We start from the raw sequence: 15,632 nt of genomic DNA on the forward strand, positions 1-15,632 counted from the left end.
TGAAGGGGGAGGCCGATCGAGCGTATGGGGTCCAAGCCGTCCGCATCATCACCCTCGCGGGCTTATGCAGACTTCTTGTTGTTCTTGTCGTCGTCGACTTCGGTGAATTCCGCGTCGACGACGTCGTCCTTCGCAGCGTCCTTGGCCGCGTCGGCCTCGGCCTGCTGCTTGTACATGGCCTCGCCGAGCTTCATCGAGGTCTGGGCCAGCGTGTTGGTCTTGGCCTTGATCGCCTCGGCATCGTTGCCCTTCAGCGCTTCCTTGAGGTCGCTGACGGCATCCTCGATGGCGCGGCGCTCGGTCTCGGCAACCTTCGAACCGTGCTCGGCCAGCGCCTTCTCGGTGGAGTGCACCAGCGCGTCGGCATGGTTCTTGGCATCGACCGCCTCGCGGCGCTGCTTGTCGGCCGCGGCATTGGCCTCGGCGTCCTTGACCATCTTGTCGATGTCGGCTTCCGACAGGCCGCCCGAAGCCTGGATGCGGATCTGCTGCTCCTTGCCGGTGGCCTTGTCCTTGGCCGAGACGTTGACGATGCCGTTGGCGTCGATGTCGAAGGTCACCTCGATCTGCGGCATGCCGCGCGGGGCCGGCGGAATGCCCATCAGGTCGAACTGGCCGAGCATCTTGTTGTCGGCCGCCATTTCACGCTCGCCCTGGAAGACGCGGATGGTGACCGCGTTCTGGCTGTCCTCGGCGGTCGAGAACACCTGGCTCTTCTTGGTCGGGATCGTGGTGTTGCGGTCGATGATGCGGGTGAACACGCCGCCCAGCGTCTCGATGCCCAGCGACAGCGGGGTCACGTCGAGCAGCAGCACGTCCTTGACGTCGCCCTGGAGCACGCCGGCCTGGATCGCGGCGCCGATCGCCACGACTTCGTCCGGGTTGACGCCCTTGTGCGGCTCCTTGCCGAACAGCTGCTTCACGACTTCCTGGACCTTCGGCATGCGCGACATGCCGCCGACCAGCACCACTTCGCCGATCTCGGCGGCGGTGAGGCCAGCGTCCTTCAGCGCCTTGCGGCAGGGCTCGACGGTCTTCTGGACGAGGTCATCGACCAGCGCTTCGAACTTGGCGCGGGTGAGCTTCATCGTCAGATGCTTCGGGCCGGTCTGGTCCGCGGTGATGAAGGGCAGGTTGATCTCGGTCTGCGTCGTCGACGACAGCTCGATCTTGGCCTTTTCAGCGGCTTCCTTCAGGCGCTGCAAAGCGAGCTTGTCGTTGCGCAGGTTGATGCCCTGCTCCTTCTGGAACTCGTCGGCGAGGTAGCCCACGAGGCGCATGTCGAAATCTTCGCCGCCGAGGAAGGTGTCGCCGTTGGTCGACTTCACCTCGAACACGCCGTCGCCGATTTCGAGAATGGAAATATCGAAGGTGCCGCCGCCGAGATCGTACACGGCGATCGTGCCGGTCTTGGTCTTGTCCAGACCATAGGCGAGCGCAGCCGCGGTCGGCTCGTTGATGATGCGGAGAACTTCAAGGCCCGCGATCTTGCCGGCGTCCTTGGTCGCCTGGCGCTGGGCGTCGTTGAAGTAGGCGGGAACGGTGATGACGGCCTGGTCGACCTTCTGGCCGAGATGGGCTTCCGCGGTCTCCTTCATCTTCTGCAAGATGAACGCCGAGACCTGCGAGGGCGAGTAGGTCTGGCCATCGGCCTCGACCCAGGCGTCGCCGTTGGAAGCCTTCACGATCTTGTACGGAACGAGCTTCTTGTCCTTCTCGACCATCGGGTCGTCGTAGCGGCGGCCGATGAGGCGCTTCACTGCGAAGAAGGTGCGCTCGGGATTGGTGACGGCCTGGCGCTTGGCCGGCTGGCCGACGAGGCGCTCGCCATCATCCGTGACGGCGACGATCGAAGGCGTCGTGCGCATGCCTTCGGAATTCTCGATGACTTTGGCGTTCTTGCCATCCATTACGGCGACGCACGAATTCGTGGTGCCGAGGTCGATCCCAATGACCTTTCCCATGGTCCTGATATCCTTGTTTTTGCGGCAGGCTGGCTGGGCCCAGAAGGCACCCGAACCGAAACCCCCTAAGATCAAACATCCGCGATATTGCGATGATTGAGGCTCATATAGGAGGGGGGGAGGGGCCCGCAAGGACCGAACGCAAGTTTCGGCCGTGAAAACATTGGGTTTTGGAAGAACATATCCGGGCTGAACCGCCTTGCAGGTGAGGAATTATTAACAGATCCCGCCCTTAGCCGGCACCTCCGGTCCCGCCCTGTTGCGCCAAGGCCAAACCCGCTAAAAGGCGGGCGGCCGGACAGCCTCCTCGTTGAGGCTGTCCCGCGCGACAAAGCGGCCCGATGGCCCACCATCGAACGGCCTCAATGTGAACCAACTAGAGTGCCCATGAAGCTGATCCGCCCCCTCGCCGCGCTCGCTCTCCTCGTCGCCACCGCACTTCCGGCCCTTGCGGCCGATCCCGAATATCCGCCGGGGCTGCGCCTCGGCATGGTGCCGTTGATCGGCCTCAGCGCGGCAAAAACCTTTCCGGGATTCGAGAGCGAGGACGGCAATGTGAAGGTGCTGGTCACCGAGCTGCCGCCGGACGCCTATGGCGAGGTTGCCAATGCCTTCAAGGCCAACCCGGCCGGCACCGGTGGGGTCAAGCCGGACAAGGTCGAGACGCCCGCGGGCCTTGCCTATTTCACCACCGAGACCGGTAAGGCCGGCGATGCCACGGTGAGGCGCTATTCGATGATCGTGCAGGGCACCGGCTTCTCCGGCTATGTCGCGGTCCAGATCCCGGAGAATGCCACCAAGATCTACACCGACGAAGCGGTGCGGCAGATGTTCGCGAGCGCCGTGACGCGCAAGGAGGTGCCGGTCGAGGAGCAGCTTTCGCGGATGCCGTTCAAGGTCACCGACCTCGCCGACTTCAAGAACGTGCGCGCGCTTGCGCCCGGCACCAGCATCATCCTGGCCGACGGCGACGAGAGCACCGGCTTCGAGCCAAAACCGTTCATGATCCTCGGCCTGATCGGCGCGACCCCGCAGCAGGCCGACGACCGCGCCCGCTTCGCCCAGGAGGCGGCGCTCCAGATTCCCGGCGTGCGCGAGTCGCGCGTCACCATGTCCGAGCCGATCCGCATCAACGGCCAGCAGGGTTTTGAGACCCGGATCGACGGCGTCAGCGGCAAGGACAAGGTCGCAGTGACCGTGGTGCAGTGGATCCGCTTCAGCAGCGGCGGCGCCTCGCTACGCATCATCGCCAGCGCCCCGCGTGACCAGTGGACGACTGCCTTCACCCGCTTCCGCGCCGTGCGTGACGGTATCCAGCCGAAGGGGTAGCCGCATCAACAAGCGAGATGCGCTCCCTCCCCCGCTTGCGGGGGAGGGCTGGGGAGAGGGTGTCTCCACAATCAACACTCCCTAAGTGGAGAGAGCCCTCCCCCGGCGCCTTGCGCCGACCTCTCCCGCAGGCGGGAGAGGTGCATCGAGCACGCGGCGAGAGCCCAAGCGCTGGACAAATCCGGCCGCATTTTTTGGCTTCGGTTCGTACACGAACGGAACTAGTCTTCTCCTCCGTTGGGTTCATCCTGGAGGGAGGCGAACGATGCTGGATCGGCGACAAATCTTGGCGGCGCTTGGGACGACGGCGCTCGCGACGCTCGCTCCAACCGCGCTCTTTGCAGCCGCATCGATCAAGCCGGATGATTCATCCGCGCTGCTCGTGATCGACGTGCAAAACTGCTTCCTGCCCGGCGGCAGTCTCGCGGTGAAGGAAGGCGACCAGGTGGTGCCGGTCATCAACAAGTTGGCCAAGGCGTTCGCGAACGTGGTGATGACGCAGGACTGGCACACGCCCGGCCATGTCTCGTTCGCCTCGGTACATCCCGGCAAGAAGCCGTTCGAGACCGTCGACCTGCCCTATGGCAAGCAGGTGCTGTGGCCCGACCATTGCGTGCAAGGCACCGACGGCGCGGCGTTGTCGAAGGACCTTTCGATCGCGCACGCCGAGCTCATCATCCGCAAGGGCTTTCACAAGGACGTCGACAGCTACTCGGCCTTCCTCGAAGCCGACGGCAAGACTTCGACCGGTCTCGCCGGCTATCTGAAGGGGCGCAAGATCAAGCGCGTCTTCGTCGCAGGGCTCGCGACCGATTTCTGCGTCGCCTGGACCGCGCTCGACGCGCGCAAGGCGGGCTTCGAGGTCTATGTCGTGGAAGACGCCTGCCGCGGCATCGACACGCAGGGCTCGCTGGCCAAGGCCTGGGCCGATATGGCCAAGGCCGGGGTGAAGCGGATTCAGTCGGGCGATATCGCGGTGAGCGCGTAACGGAAGCGAGCCGTCATTCCGGGGCGATGCGAAGCATCGAACCCGGAAGCTCGAGTTTCCGGGTTCGGCTCTGCGAGCCGCCCCGGAACGACGCCTGAACCAACAGTGCGTAGAATGCGGCTTACACCGCGCCGTTCGGCTCGTTGTTGTTGGCGGCAGGTGCGGCCTTTGCGCCGCCCTTGGCGACACCAACGAGAGCCGGACGAAGCACGCGCTCGCCGATGGTGTAGCCGGCCTGCATGACCTGCACCACGGTGCCCGACGGCACCGACGGATCGGGCACTTCGAACATCGCCTGCTGGAAGTTCGGGTCGAACTTCTGGCCCTGCGGATCGAACTTCTTCACGCCGTGCTTTTCCAGCGCGTTGAGCAGCGAACGCTCGGTGAGCTCGACGCCCTCGATCAGCGATGTCAGGCCAGGATCGGCAGCGGCCCGCGCCTCGGCCGGAACCGCATCAAGCGCGCGCTGGAGATTGTCGGCGATGTCGAGCACGTCGCGGGCAAAGCCGGTGATGCCATAGAGCCTGGCGTCGGCGACCTCCTTGATGGTGCGCTTGCGCAGATTCTCCATCTCGGCCAGCGTCCGCAGCATGCGGTCACGCGCCTCGGAGACCTCCTGCTGCAACAATTCGACCGAACCGGGCTCGGGATCGTCGGGCATCACATACGGCTTTGACACCACGGGCTCGCCAGTCGTGTCTTCGGGTTGCCGGTCTCGATCGGTCATCGGCCCTCTTCTCAAACTCGTCTCAGGGATTTTTCTTGTCCGGATATCGTGCTTCGGACGCCGAAAATCAAGCGCCCGTGATCGAAACGCCGGTCAGCCGCCCAGAAGGCGACTGACGATGCGGGCGGCGTAGTCCACGGTGGGGATCACGCGGGCATAATTCAGCCGTGTCGGCCCGATCACGCCCAAAACGCCGACGATGCGGCCGGCGGCATCCCGATAGGGCGCGATAATGGTGGAGGAGCCCGACAGCGAGAACAGCTTGTTCTCGGAGCCGATGAAGATGCGCACCCCCTCGGCAGTCTCGGCGCGGCCGAGCAGGTCGATGACGCCGCGCTTGGTCTCGAGATCGTCGAACAGAAGGCGCACGCGCTCGAGATCCTCCAGCGCGTGCAGGTCTTCGAGCAGATTGGCGTGGCCGCGGACGATGAGCTGGCGATCTTCGTTCTCGCCGCCGGACCAGCTTGCGATCCCGGCCGAGATCACCTTCTGGGTCAGCTGATCGAGCTCGGCGCGCGCCTCTCCGAGCGCAGTCTCGAGCTCGAGCCGCGCCTCGGCCAGCGTTCGGCCGCGGATTCTCGCGTTGAGGAAATTGCCGGCCTCCGTCAGCGCCGAGGATGGAACCCCCGGCGGCAGCGTCAGCACCCGGTTTTCGACTTGGCCGTCCTCACCGACCAGGATCGCCAGCGCCTTCTCCGGTTCCAACCGGACAAACTCGATGTGTTTCAACCGCGCATTGGATTTCGGCGTCAGCACGACCGCGGCGGCCCGGGTCAGGCCGGAGAGCCGCGTCAACGCCTCCTCCAGAGCGGCCTCGACCGATTGCGCCTGGCCGACGGAGGTGAGCTGGCTCTGGATCGCCTGCCGTTCGGCGTCGTTGAGATCGCCGACCTGCATCAAGGCATCGACGAAGAAGCGTAGGCCGAGTTCCGTCGGCAGCCGGCCGGCGGAGGTGTGCGGGGCATAGATCAGGCCGAGCTGTTCCAGATCGGCCATGACATTGCGCACCGATGCCGGCGACAGCGGCATGGCGATCAGGCGCGAGATATTGCGCGAGCCGACCGGCTCACCGGTCGTGAGATAACTCTCGACGATTTGACGAAAGATATCGCGGGATCGCTCGTTGAGCTGGGCGAGGCCTGCGCGCGGCGCGATCAGATGGATCGGATCGTGATGGGCCACGGACGTTAACTCCTCTCGGATGCTTGTAATTTGTCTATCCGGGAGGCCGCTGACAAGCGTGGTTTTGCGATTGCCTGGGGACCGAAAAGTCAGACGTCCCCCTTGCCGCCTACCCTCACCCCACCTACAAGCACCGCGAACAGCCTATTCCCGTGAGTTTTGGAGGATTTCCCATGCGGCCAAGCCGCCGTGCGCCCGACGAATTGCGCCCCGTGACGCTGGAGCGCGGCGTGGTCAAATATGCGGAAGGCTCCTGCCTGGTGAAGTTCGGCGATACCCATGTGCTGGTCACCGCCACTTTGGAAGAGCGCCTGCCGCCGTGGCTGAAGGGCCAGGGCCGCGGCTGGGTCACCGCCGAATACGGCATGCTGCCGCGCGCCACGCTGGAACGCACCCGCCGCGAGGCCTCCGCTGGAAAACAGAGCGGCCGCACCGTGGAAATCCAGCGCCTGATCGGCCGCTCGCTTCGCACCATCGTCGATCTCGAAGCGCTCGGCGAGCGTCAGATCACGGTCGATTGCGACGTGATCCAGGCCGACGGCGGCACCCGTACGGCCTCGATCACGGGCGCCTGGGTCGCGCTCGCTGATTGCATCAGCTGGATGAAGGCGCGCAACATGATCAAGGCCAATGTGATGCGCGACAACGTCGCCGCGATCTCCTGCGGCATCTACAACGGCACGCCGGTGCTCGATCTCGACTATGCCGAGGATTCGGAAGCCCAGACCGACGCCAATTTCGTCATGACCGGCGACGGCCGCATCATCGAGGTGCAGGGAACCGCGGAGCGCGAGCCGTTCACGCAGGACGAGTTCCTGGCGCTGATGGCGCTGGCACGCAAGGGCGTCGCGCGTCTCGTGGACTTGCAGAAACTTGCGGTGGCATAGTCAATAAGCCATGCACCGCCGAATCACCGGAAAGCTCGTCATCGCGACCCACAATCCCGGCAAGCTCGCCGAGATGAAGGAGCTGCTCGCGCCTCACGGCATCGAGGCGGTGTCGGCCGGCGAGCTCGGCCTGCCCGAACCGGAAGAGACCGGCCACGATTTCCGCAGCAACGCCGCGATCAAGGCGAGCGCGGCGGCGCAGGCGACTAAGCTTCCTTCCTTCGCCGATGATTCCGGCATCGTGGTCGACGCGCTCGACGGCGCGCCCGGCATCCACAGCGCACGCTGGGCGGGTCCGTCCAAGGATTTCACCGCGGCGATGACGCGGATCGAGCGCCTGTTGCGGGAGCGCGGCGCCACCACACCGGACAAGCGCACCGCGCATTTCGTCTCCGCGCTCTGCGTCGCCTGGCCCGACCATCATCTCGAAGAAGTCGAGGCGCGCGTCGACGGCACGCTGGTCTGGCCGCCGCGCGGCACGGCCGGCTTCGGCTACGACCCGATGTTTTTGCCCGACGGCCACACACGTACGTTCGGCGAGATGACCAGCATCGAGAAGCACGGCCTGCCGCCGTTGGGCCTCGGACTCTCGCACCGTGCCCGCGCCTTCGTGAAACTGGCGGAGATCTGCCTTGAGCCGCGCTAACGAAGCTTTCGGCGTCTACGTGCACTGGCCGTTCTGCCTGTCGAAGTGCCCCTATTGCGACTTCAACAGTCACGTCCGCCACGCCCCGATCGACGAGGCGCGCTTTGCCTCTGCCTTTACGCGCGAGATCGAAACGACTGCGCAGCGCGCGCCGGGCCGCGAGGTCACCTCGATCTTCCTCGGCGGCGGCACACCGTCTTTGATGCAGCCTGCGACCGTCGGCGCGGTTCTCGATGCCATCGGCAAGCACTGGAAGGTCGCCGGCGACGTCGAGGTCACGCTCGAGGCGAATCCGACCAGCGTCGAAGCCACGCGCTTCGCAGGCTATCGCGCCGCCGGCGTCAACCGCGTCTCGCTCGGAGTGCAGGCGCTCGACGACGCCTCGCTGAAAGCGCTGGGCCGCCTGCATAGCGCCCGCGAGGCACTCGATGCGGTCGCGATCGCGCGCCGTTCGTTCGACCGTTACTCCTTCGATCTGATCTACGCCCGCCCCGACCAGACCCCGGCGATGTGGGCCGATGAACTACGTCACGCCATCGACGAGGCCGCCGAGCATCTGTCGCTCTATCAGCTCACCATCGAGGAAGGCACGCCGTTTTTCGGCCTGCACCAGGCCGGCAAGCTGAAGATACCGGACGAAGCGGTCGCGCGCGCGCTCTACGACGTCACGCAGGAAACCTGCGACAAGCTCGGGCTGCCTGCTTACGAGATCTCCAATCACGCGCGGCGCGGCGCCGAGTGCCGGCACAATCTGGTCTACTGGCGCGGCGAGGAATATGCCGGCGTCGGCCCTGGCGCACACGGAAGACTCGATATCGACGGCATCAGGCACGCAATCGCCACCGAGAAGCGCCCCGAAGCCTGGCTGATGCGGGTCGAAACCAACGGCCATGGCGTCGTCACCGACGATCTCCTCAACAGCGAGGAGCGCGCCGACGAATTCCTGCTGATGGGATTGCGCCTTGCGGAAGGTATCGATCCGAAGCGTTACACTGCCCTGTCCGGCCGCCCGCTCGACCCCAAGCGCATCGCGCTGTTGCGCGAAGAAGGTGCGATCACGGTGGATGCAACGGGACGGCTGCGCGTGACGAGCAGCGGTTTTCCGGTGCTGGACGCGGTAGTCGCGGATCTGGCGGCGTAAGTCTCAACCAAATCGGCGGTGCGCTCCCTCTCCCGCTTGCGGGAGAGGGTTGGGGAGAGGGTGTCTCCGCAACGGGACAATCCCCAAGCGGAGAGAGCCCTCACCCGGCGCTACGCGCCGACCTCTCCCGCAAGCGGGAGGGGTGAATCATCAAGCCCCAAAACTCTTCGGCGAACCCGCGACCGCCACACCACCGCCGGTCGTCACCTTCATCACCGCGAGGCCGCGCTCGTTCGTTCCATCCGCGCGGAAGCGGAACAGGCCGTCGATGCCGGCGAAGCCGGAGGGGTTGGTGAGCACGTCGGACGAGAAGCGCGTGGGGCCTTGCGTGCGCGCGAGCGCGGCGACGAGAGCCACTGCGTCGTAGGCGAGCGTTGCGGTGCGCACCGGCTCGCCGCCATATTTGGTGCGATAGCGGCCGGAGAATGCGCGAAAGCCGGCCGGGTCGGGCGCGGCATAGAGGCCGCCTTGCAGCGCAGAGCTGGCATAGACGCGCGGATTGTCCCAGAGGCCGGTGCCGAGCAACTGGATGTTGCGCAAATTCGCGCCCGCCGCGGTCATCGCATCCGCCACCGCGACGACGGCATCGCCGTCATCGGCAATGAACAGCGCATCTGCGCTGCCGAGCTGCTGCGCCACCGTCCGCGCCGGCGTGGCGCGATCGGCGCCGTATTTCTCGAACGCGACAATGCGGCCGCCGCGCCGCGGCACCGCCGCCTTCACCGCGGCTTCGACGACATTGCCATAGGCATTGTCGGGCACGAGGACGGCGACGGAACGCTTTCCGACGCTGGCGGAGTATTCGACGATGCGGTTGACGTCGGACTCCGGCAGGAAGGAGAGCAGATAGACGCCGCGGCCGGCGATGCTGGAGTCGGTCGAGAACGCCATCACCGGGATGCCGCGGGTGCGCGCGACCTGCGCCACCGCAGGCACCGACTGCGCAAACAGCGGCCCCAGAATGATCTCGGCGCCTTCGTCGACCGCCTGCTGCGCACCCTGCTGGGCACCTTGTGGACTGCCGTTGTCGTCCTTGATCAGGAGCTGGATGTTGGGATTCTGGAACTCGGCCAGCGCCATCTCGGCAGCGTTGCGCATGGATTGCGCGGCCAAACCGGCATTGCCGGCGGCCGAGAGCGGCAGGATCACGGCGACTTTCACCCCGCCGGTGCCGGCGGTCGTGGCCTGTTGCGGCGGCCCCGCGGGTTGGGCCGGGGGCGAAGAGCTGCTGAACGGGTTGGAGAACTGGCTGAGGCTCTGCTGCACGCCGGCGCAGGCCGACAGCAGCGGCGCGCCGAGCAGCAGGCCAAGCGCGCTCCGCCGGGTCGCCCCCGACGATCGGGGCCCCGGAGAGGGAGACTCTTCCGAAGAGGAAGATCTGGGATAACGCGGGCCCACCATGGCAGCTCTTCTTCTGATCGGCCCTGTTCGGACCGGTCACAACGATTCTTCCGCGACAGAAGCCGGGGATTCAGGCATATTGTCGGCAAATAGTTAACTAAAACAAAAGGATAATAACCGCTTAACGCGGCCCTATCTCAAGTCCTGGCTAGCTGTTCGCCGTCCGTCACGCAGCATCAAGGCGGGGTTTCCGCCGCGAATATGGCGCTGGGCCTCCACTCCCTCTCGAATGTGATGCCGGATGGATCACATTCCCGTCCTTCCTGCCCCATGACTTAATATCTTGCGTCGGTACGATCTTTTTCAGAGGAGCGGTTCCCAGCCCTCCGGATCATGCCTAAGTTCGTTTCATTATGCGCGCAAAGCCGGCCCCGATAAATACGCCTGAAGATACGGACACCGCCTTGCGCGGTTTCTCCATCGATGCCCACCGCTTTGCGGCGCCGAAGGCGGCGCCGGGCCTCCATCTGGTCGCAACCCCCATCGGCAATCTCGGCGACATCACGCTGCGCGCGCTCCAGACGCTCGCCGGCGTCGACGTGATCGCCTGCGAGGACACCCGCATTTCGCGGCGCCTGACCGAGCGCTACGCCATCTCCGCGCAGCTCAAGCCCTATCACGAGCACAATGCCGAGGCCGCGCGTCCAAAAATCCTGGAGGCGCTGGCGCAGGGCGGCTCGGTCGCGCTGGTATCGGATGCCGGCACGCCGCTGATCTCCGATCCCGGCTTCAAGCTGGTCCGCGAGGTCTGCGCCGCCGGACACGCAGTCTACGCGCTGCCCGGCCCGTCCTCGGTGCTGGCGGCGCTGTCGGTTGCGGCGCTGCCGACCGACCGCTTCTTCTTCGAAGGCTTTCTGCCGGCCAAATCGGCCGCGCGCCGGACGCGCCTCACAGAGCTCGCCCGCATCGACGCGACGCTGGTGATGTTCGAATCCGGCAACCGCGTGCAGGATACGCTCGCCGAGCTCGCCGACATCATGGGGACGCGCGAAGCCGCGATCTGCCGCGAGCTGACCAAGCTGCATGAAGAGATTTCGCGCGCGCCACTCAGCGAGTTGGCCCGCGAGACGGACACGCTGGAGACGCGCGGCGAATTCGTGCTGGTGATCGCTCCGCCCGCGGCTGACGCGGAGGTGATGACGGCGGATGCACTCGACGACCTCCTGCGCGACCAGCTCAAGACGCAAAGCGTCAAGGACGCGGTGGCACATGCGGTCGAGCTGTCCGGGCGGCCGCGCCGCGAGGTCTATGCCCGCGCGCTCGAGCTCGCAAAACTTTTGCGGGGCGGCGATGGCGAAGACTGACGGCGCCACGCCGATGGAACCAAAAGTCGCCTCGCCCGAACGCGTCGCCGCCTTCCGCACCGGTATCTCCGCCGAGAGCCGCGCCGCAGCCTTCCTCATGGCGAAGGGCTACCGCATCCTGGCAAAACGCTACCGCACGCCGCATGGCGAGATCGATATCGTGGCGCGGCGCCGCAACCTGATCGCTTTCGTCGAGGTCAAGGCACGTGCGACGCTGGATGACGCCGCCTTTGCCGTGACGCCGCGCCAGCAGCTGCGCATCATCGATGCCGCGCAGGGCTGGCTCGCCGCGCATCCCGAGCATGCGGAATTTGAAATGCGATTCGATGCCATGCTGATTGCGCCGCGGTCACTTCCGCGCCATGTGTTGGCGGCATTCGACGCCTCGACCTGAAAGGCAGAACATGAAACTGAACGTCGCCGTCCAGATGGATCCCATCGCCCGCATCAACATTAGCGGCGATTCCACCTTCGCGCTGCTGCTGGAGGCGCAGAAGCGCGGCCACGGCCTGTCCTACTACACGCCCGACAAGCTGTCGCTGGTCGGCGAGGAGCTGGTCGCTCCGGTCCAGCTCCTGACCGTGCGCGACGAGCCCGGCAATCACTTCACTCTTGGTGAACCCCACCGCGAGGCACTGAACGGTTTTGACGTGGTGCTGCTGCGCCAGGACCCACCGTTCGATCTCGCCTACATCACCTCGACGCATTTTCTGGAGCGCATCCACCCGAAGACGCTGGTCGTCAACGATCCGGCCTCGGTGCGCAACGCGCCGGAAAAACTGTTCGTGATGAACTTTCCGCAGCTGATGCCGCCGACGCTGATCTCGCGTGATCTGGATGAGATCAACGCCTTCCGCGAGCAGCACGGCGCCGTGGTGATGAAGCCGCTGCACGGCCATGGCGGCGCGGCGGTGTTCCGCGTGATGCAGCAGGACATGAATTTCGGCTCGCTGTTCGACATGTTCTCGGTGACGTTCAAGGAGCCCTGGGTGATCCAGCAATTCATCCCCGAGGTGAAGCAGGGCGACAAGCGCATCATCCTGGTCAACGGCGAGTTCGCCGGCGCCGTCAACCGCGTGCCGGCCGTGGACGATCTCCGCTCCAACATGGTGCGCGGCGGCGCGGCGCAGGAGACCGAGCTGACCCCCCGCGAGCGCGAAATCTGCGCGACGGTCGGACCGGCGCTGCGCGAGTGCGGCCTCCTGTTCGTCGGCATCGACGTCATCAACGGCAGCCTCACCGAGATCAACGTGACCTCTCCGACCGGCATCCGCGCAATTGCAAAGCTCGGCGGGCCGGACGTGGCAGCCAAGGTCTGGGACGCGATCGAGCAGAAGCGGGCGAGGTAGCGCCTCTCACCGCGTAGCCCGGATGGAGCGCAGCGAAATCCGGGATTTCGCAACATACTCAGCGGCCCCGGATTGCGCTTCGCTCCATCCGGGCCACGCACTGCACGCGCGGCACACCTGCCCATCACTAACCACCCATTCACCATGACGGTTCGCGCAGCGTCTGCGAGTGCCTGTCGCCTTGCGTGAAACTACGGAGCCGCGGGCTACCGAATAACGCGGCATTCACCATCCGGCCAGAACTCCCATCGTGACCGGCGATCACATTCGGCCTCGCAACACCCCCTACACTTTTACTGCCTACTCATCGACACGGGGAACCCGCCAGGTGCGGTTCGAGTGCCCCGCGTAAGAGTAGAGGCGTATGAACACCGCACGCATTGTCGTTCTCGTCATTGCGCTGAGCGCCGGCGGCGTCGCTGCGTATCTGGCGAGCGGCTATGACAACAAGCCGGCTCCCGCCGCACCCGTGGCCGAGAAGCTGCCGACGGTCGAGGTTCTCGTCGCCAAGACCGACATCGGGCTCGGCCAGTATGTGAAGGCCGAAGACCTGCAATGGCAGGTCTGGCCGGCGGCGACCGCGAGCAGCGCCTTCATCCGCCGTGACAACCGGCCGGAAGCACAGAGCCAGATCGCGGGCTCGATCGCGCGCGTGCCGTTGATGCAGGGCGAGCCGATCCGCGAGCAGAAGCTGGTGAAGGCCGAGGGCTCCGGCTTCATGGCCGCGATCCTGCCGACCGGCATGCGGGCCGTCTCCACCGAGATTTCAGCAGAGACCGGCGCCGGCGGCTTCATCCTGCCGAACGACCGCGTCGACATCGTTCTGACCCGCCGCTTGAAGAATCCCGACGGCAACAACGGCCCGACCGCCGGCAATGACCTCATCCTTTCCGAGACCATCCTGACCAACATCCGCGTGCTCGCGATCGACCAGGCACCGAAGGAAAAGGACGGCCAGACTGCCGTGCTCGGCAAGACCGTCACGCTCGAGCTCAAGCCCGACCAGGTCGCAACCCTCGCAGCCGCGCGCCAGGGCGGCACGCTGCAACTGGCGCTGCGGAGCATCGTCGATGCCAACGCATCGGACGGCGCGTCCGAGGACCAGGCGGTCAAGCGTCCCGGCGGCGTCAGCGTGATCCGCTACGGCGTGCCGGCGCGGCAACTAACGTCACAGAAGTGATGGGGACACCCAAGATGAGACATGGGGACTATCGGACGGTGCTGCGCATTCGCGGGAATGGCGCGCGCACGTTCTGGGCAGGGGTCATGATGATGCTGGGGCTGGTCGCAGCACCGGACATGGCGAACGCTGCGGATGCGCCGGTCGGCGACCAGGCGCCGATGCAGGCGGATCTCGGCGTGGCGCCGGTCGCGACCATCGCGCCCGCCCGGACGCGCTCCCTGTCGCTCGGCGTCGGCAAGTCGGTCGTCATCGACCTGCCGCGCGAGGTCAAGGACGTGCTGGTGGCCGATCCCAAGATCGCAAATGCGGTGATCCGCTCGGCGCAGCGCGCCTACATCATCGGCGGTCAGGTCGGCCAGACCAACGTCGTGTTCTTCACAGCCGACGGCCAGCAGGTCGCCTCCTACGACATCGCGGTGAAGCGCGACCTCAACGGCATGCGCACGGCACTGCGCCAGTCGCTGCCGGGCGTGCAGATCGAAGGCGTCGGCGACAGCGTGATGCTGACCGGCTCGGTGACGAGCCCGGTCGAGGCCCAGCAGGCCGGCGACGTCGCGGCGAAGCTCGTCGGCAGCGCGGACAAGGTCGTCAACAACATCGTCGTGCGCGGCCGCGACCAGGTGATGCTCAAGGTCGTCGTCGGTGAAGTGCGCCGCGACATCGTCAAGCAGTTGGGCGTCGACCTCAGCGCCAGCCTGAACGCCGGCACGGCGGTCGTGAATTTCAATAATTCCAACCCCTTCGCGGTCAGCGGCGGGCCGATCGTCGGCAGCAACGGGCTTGGCATTACCGGCCTTGCCAAGGGTGTCGCCACGGTCAACGCCACGATGCGCGCGATGGAAAGCGCCGGTGTCATGCGGACGCTGGCCGAACCGAGCCTGACGGCGATCTCGGGCGAGAACGCCACCTTCATCGCCGGCGGCGAGTTTCCGATCCCGGCGGGCTATTCCTGCGATCCGGTTACCCACGTCTGTACCACCCAGATCACCTACAAGAAGTTCGGCATCTCCCTGAACTTCACGCCGGTCGTGCTCAGCGAAGGACGCATCAGCCTGCGGGTGATGACCGAGGTCTCGGAGCTGTCGAACCAGAGCTCGATCACGGTGACGCAGGCACTGTCCTCGAGCTCGACCAATTCGATCACCATCCCCTCGATCCAGACCCGCCGCGCCGAGACGACGCTGGAAATTCCCTCCGGCGGCTCGATGGCGATGGCCGGTCTGATTCAGCAGCAGACCAAGCAGGCGATCAACGGCCTTCCCGGCGTCGACCAGGTTCCTATTCTTGGCGCGCTGTTCCGGAGCCAGGACTTCGTCAACAACGAGACCGAGCTGATGGTGATCGTGTCGCCCTATGTGGTGCGTGCGGTTGCCCAGAAGGAATTGTCGCGGCCCGACGACGGGTTCGCGCCGGCCTCGGATGCGCAGACGGCGTTGCTCGGCCGCATGAACCGCCTCTATGGCATCGCGCGCCGCGTCGATCCCATCAACGGCATCGAGGGCGATTTCGGCTTCATCATCGACTGACGACG

General features: G+C 65.7%; 14 protein-coding genes. 10 read left to right on the forward strand and 4 right to left on the reverse strand.

The genetic code is table 11. The features are described 5' to 3' along the window. Positions 1–62: 62 nt before the first annotated feature. Entirely contained in the window at positions 63–1,964 is a 1,902-nt protein-coding gene (gene dnaK / locus IVB18_RS49550; RefSeq protein ID WP_247987279.1) for a molecular chaperone DnaK, read from the reverse strand. Positions 1,965–2,351: 387 nt separating this feature from the next. Here dnaK and IVB18_RS49555 point away from each other — a divergent pair, with 387 nt between their 5' ends. Next, positions 2,352–3,293, forward strand: coding sequence for a hypothetical protein (locus IVB18_RS49555; RefSeq protein ID WP_247987280.1), 942 nt, complete (start codon positions 2,352–2,354; stop codon positions 3,291–3,293). Positions 3,294–3,558: 265 nt separating this feature from the next. After that, a complete protein-coding gene (pncA, locus tag IVB18_RS49560) occupies positions 3,559–4,281 on the forward strand; it encodes a bifunctional nicotinamidase/pyrazinamidase (protein ID WP_247987281.1) in 723 nt (240 codons plus the stop codon). A 121-nt stretch (positions 4,282–4,402) separates the two neighbouring features. Here the strand turns inward: pncA and grpE are convergent, their stop codons facing one another. Together grpE and hrcA are read right to left on the reverse strand one after the other, a co-directional pair. Continuing rightward, a complete protein-coding gene (grpE, locus tag IVB18_RS49565; RefSeq protein WP_247987282.1) occupies positions 4,403–5,008 on the reverse strand; it encodes a nucleotide exchange factor GrpE in 606 nt (201 codons plus the stop codon). A 93-nt stretch (positions 5,009–5,101) separates the two neighbouring features. Next, positions 5,102–6,190: a heat-inducible transcriptional repressor HrcA gene (gene hrcA, locus IVB18_RS49570; RefSeq protein ID WP_247987283.1), complete on the reverse strand. Its 1,089-nt coding sequence runs from the start codon at positions 6,188–6,190 to the stop codon at positions 5,102–5,104. 173 nt (positions 6,191–6,363) lie between these two features. On the opposite strand from hrcA, the gene rph reads away from it, so the two are divergent. From rph to hemW, 3 genes are read left to right on the forward strand one after another with little or no spacing between them, the layout of a single operon-like run. Then, positions 6,364–7,077, forward strand: coding sequence for a ribonuclease PH (gene rph, locus IVB18_RS49575; protein WP_247987284.1), 714 nt, complete (start codon positions 6,364–6,366; stop codon positions 7,075–7,077). Between the two features lie 10 nt (positions 7,078–7,087). Then, positions 7,088–7,723, forward strand: coding sequence for an RdgB/HAM1 family non-canonical purine NTP pyrophosphatase (gene rdgB / locus IVB18_RS49580; protein ID WP_247987285.1), 636 nt, complete (start codon positions 7,088–7,090; stop codon positions 7,721–7,723). Next, entirely contained in the window at positions 7,710–8,864 is a 1,155-nt protein-coding gene (hemW, locus tag IVB18_RS49585) for a radical SAM family heme chaperone HemW (protein WP_247987286.1), read from the forward strand. The genes rdgB and hemW overlap by 14 nt, the downstream gene beginning before the upstream one ends. A gap of 150 nt (positions 8,865–9,014) precedes the next feature. Here hemW and IVB18_RS49590 read toward each other — a convergent pair whose 3' ends face one another. Then, the gene (locus IVB18_RS49590) at positions 9,015–10,265 is read right to left on the reverse strand and encodes a penicillin-binding protein activator (protein WP_247987287.1); all 1,251 of its coding nucleotides are present in this window, start codon (positions 10,263–10,265) and stop codon (positions 9,015–9,017) included. A 353-nt stretch (positions 10,266–10,618) separates the two neighbouring features. On the opposite strand from IVB18_RS49590, the gene rsmI reads away from it, so the two are divergent. The 5 genes from rsmI to IVB18_RS49615 all read left to right on the forward strand — a co-directional run bounded on the left by rsmI (position 10,619) and on the right by IVB18_RS49615 (position 15,627). Further along, entirely contained in the window at positions 10,619–11,569 is a 951-nt protein-coding gene (gene rsmI, locus IVB18_RS49595) for a 16S rRNA (cytidine(1402)-2'-O)-methyltransferase (protein ID WP_247987288.1), read from the forward strand. Beyond that, complete coding sequence (locus tag IVB18_RS49600) at positions 11,556–11,963, forward strand: YraN family protein (protein ID WP_247987289.1); 408 nt, start codon at positions 11,556–11,558, stop codon at positions 11,961–11,963. The genes rsmI and IVB18_RS49600 overlap by 14 nt, the downstream gene beginning before the upstream one ends. A gap of 10 nt (positions 11,964–11,973) precedes the next feature. Then, a complete protein-coding gene (gene gshB, locus IVB18_RS49605) occupies positions 11,974–12,918 on the forward strand; it encodes a glutathione synthase (protein WP_247987290.1) in 945 nt (314 codons plus the stop codon). 364 nt (positions 12,919–13,282) lie between these two features. Beyond that, positions 13,283–14,098: a Flp pilus assembly protein CpaB gene (gene cpaB / locus IVB18_RS49610; protein WP_247987291.1), complete on the forward strand. Its 816-nt coding sequence runs from the start codon at positions 13,283–13,285 to the stop codon at positions 14,096–14,098. 14 nt (positions 14,099–14,112) lie between these two features. Further along, complete coding sequence (locus tag IVB18_RS49615; protein WP_247987292.1) at positions 14,113–15,627, forward strand: type II and III secretion system protein family protein; 1,515 nt, start codon at positions 14,113–14,115, stop codon at positions 15,625–15,627. The last annotated feature ends 5 nt before the right edge of the window (positions 15,628–15,632 follow it).

Source organism: Bradyrhizobium sp. 186, from assembly GCF_023101685.1.
GTDB lineage: Bacteria > Pseudomonadota > Alphaproteobacteria > Rhizobiales > Xanthobacteraceae > Bradyrhizobium.

Excerpts from the sequence above, each read along its gene's own strand:
- dnaK (WP_247987279.1), bottom strand. The coding sequence starts at position 1,964 with ATGGGAAAGGTCATTGGGATCGACCTCGGCACCACGAATTCGTGCGTC.
- IVB18_RS49555 (WP_247987280.1), top strand. The coding sequence starts at position 2,352 with ATGAAGCTGATCCGCCCCCTCGCCGCGCTCGCTCTCCTCGTCGCCACC.
- pncA (WP_247987281.1), top strand. The coding sequence starts at position 3,559 with ATGCTGGATCGGCGACAAATCTTGGCGGCGCTTGGGACGACGGCGCTC.
- grpE (WP_247987282.1), bottom strand. The coding sequence starts at position 5,008 with ATGACCGATCGAGACCGGCAACCCGAAGACACGACTGGCGAGCCCGTG.
- rph (WP_247987284.1), top strand. The coding sequence starts at position 6,364 with ATGCGGCCAAGCCGCCGTGCGCCCGACGAATTGCGCCCCGTGACGCTG.
- rdgB (WP_247987285.1), top strand. The coding sequence starts at position 7,088 with ATGCACCGCCGAATCACCGGAAAGCTCGTCATCGCGACCCACAATCCC.
- IVB18_RS49590 (WP_247987287.1), bottom strand. The coding sequence starts at position 10,265 with ATGGTGGGCCCGCGTTATCCCAGATCTTCCTCTTCGGAAGAGTCTCCC.
- rsmI (WP_247987288.1), top strand. The coding sequence starts at position 10,619 with ATGCGCGCAAAGCCGGCCCCGATAAATACGCCTGAAGATACGGACACC.
- IVB18_RS49600 (WP_247987289.1), top strand. The coding sequence starts at position 11,556 with ATGGCGAAGACTGACGGCGCCACGCCGATGGAACCAAAAGTCGCCTCG.
- gshB (WP_247987290.1), top strand. The coding sequence starts at position 11,974 with ATGAAACTGAACGTCGCCGTCCAGATGGATCCCATCGCCCGCATCAAC.
- cpaB (WP_247987291.1), top strand. The coding sequence starts at position 13,283 with ATGAACACCGCACGCATTGTCGTTCTCGTCATTGCGCTGAGCGCCGGC.
- IVB18_RS49615 (WP_247987292.1), top strand. The coding sequence starts at position 14,113 with ATGAGACATGGGGACTATCGGACGGTGCTGCGCATTCGCGGGAATGGC.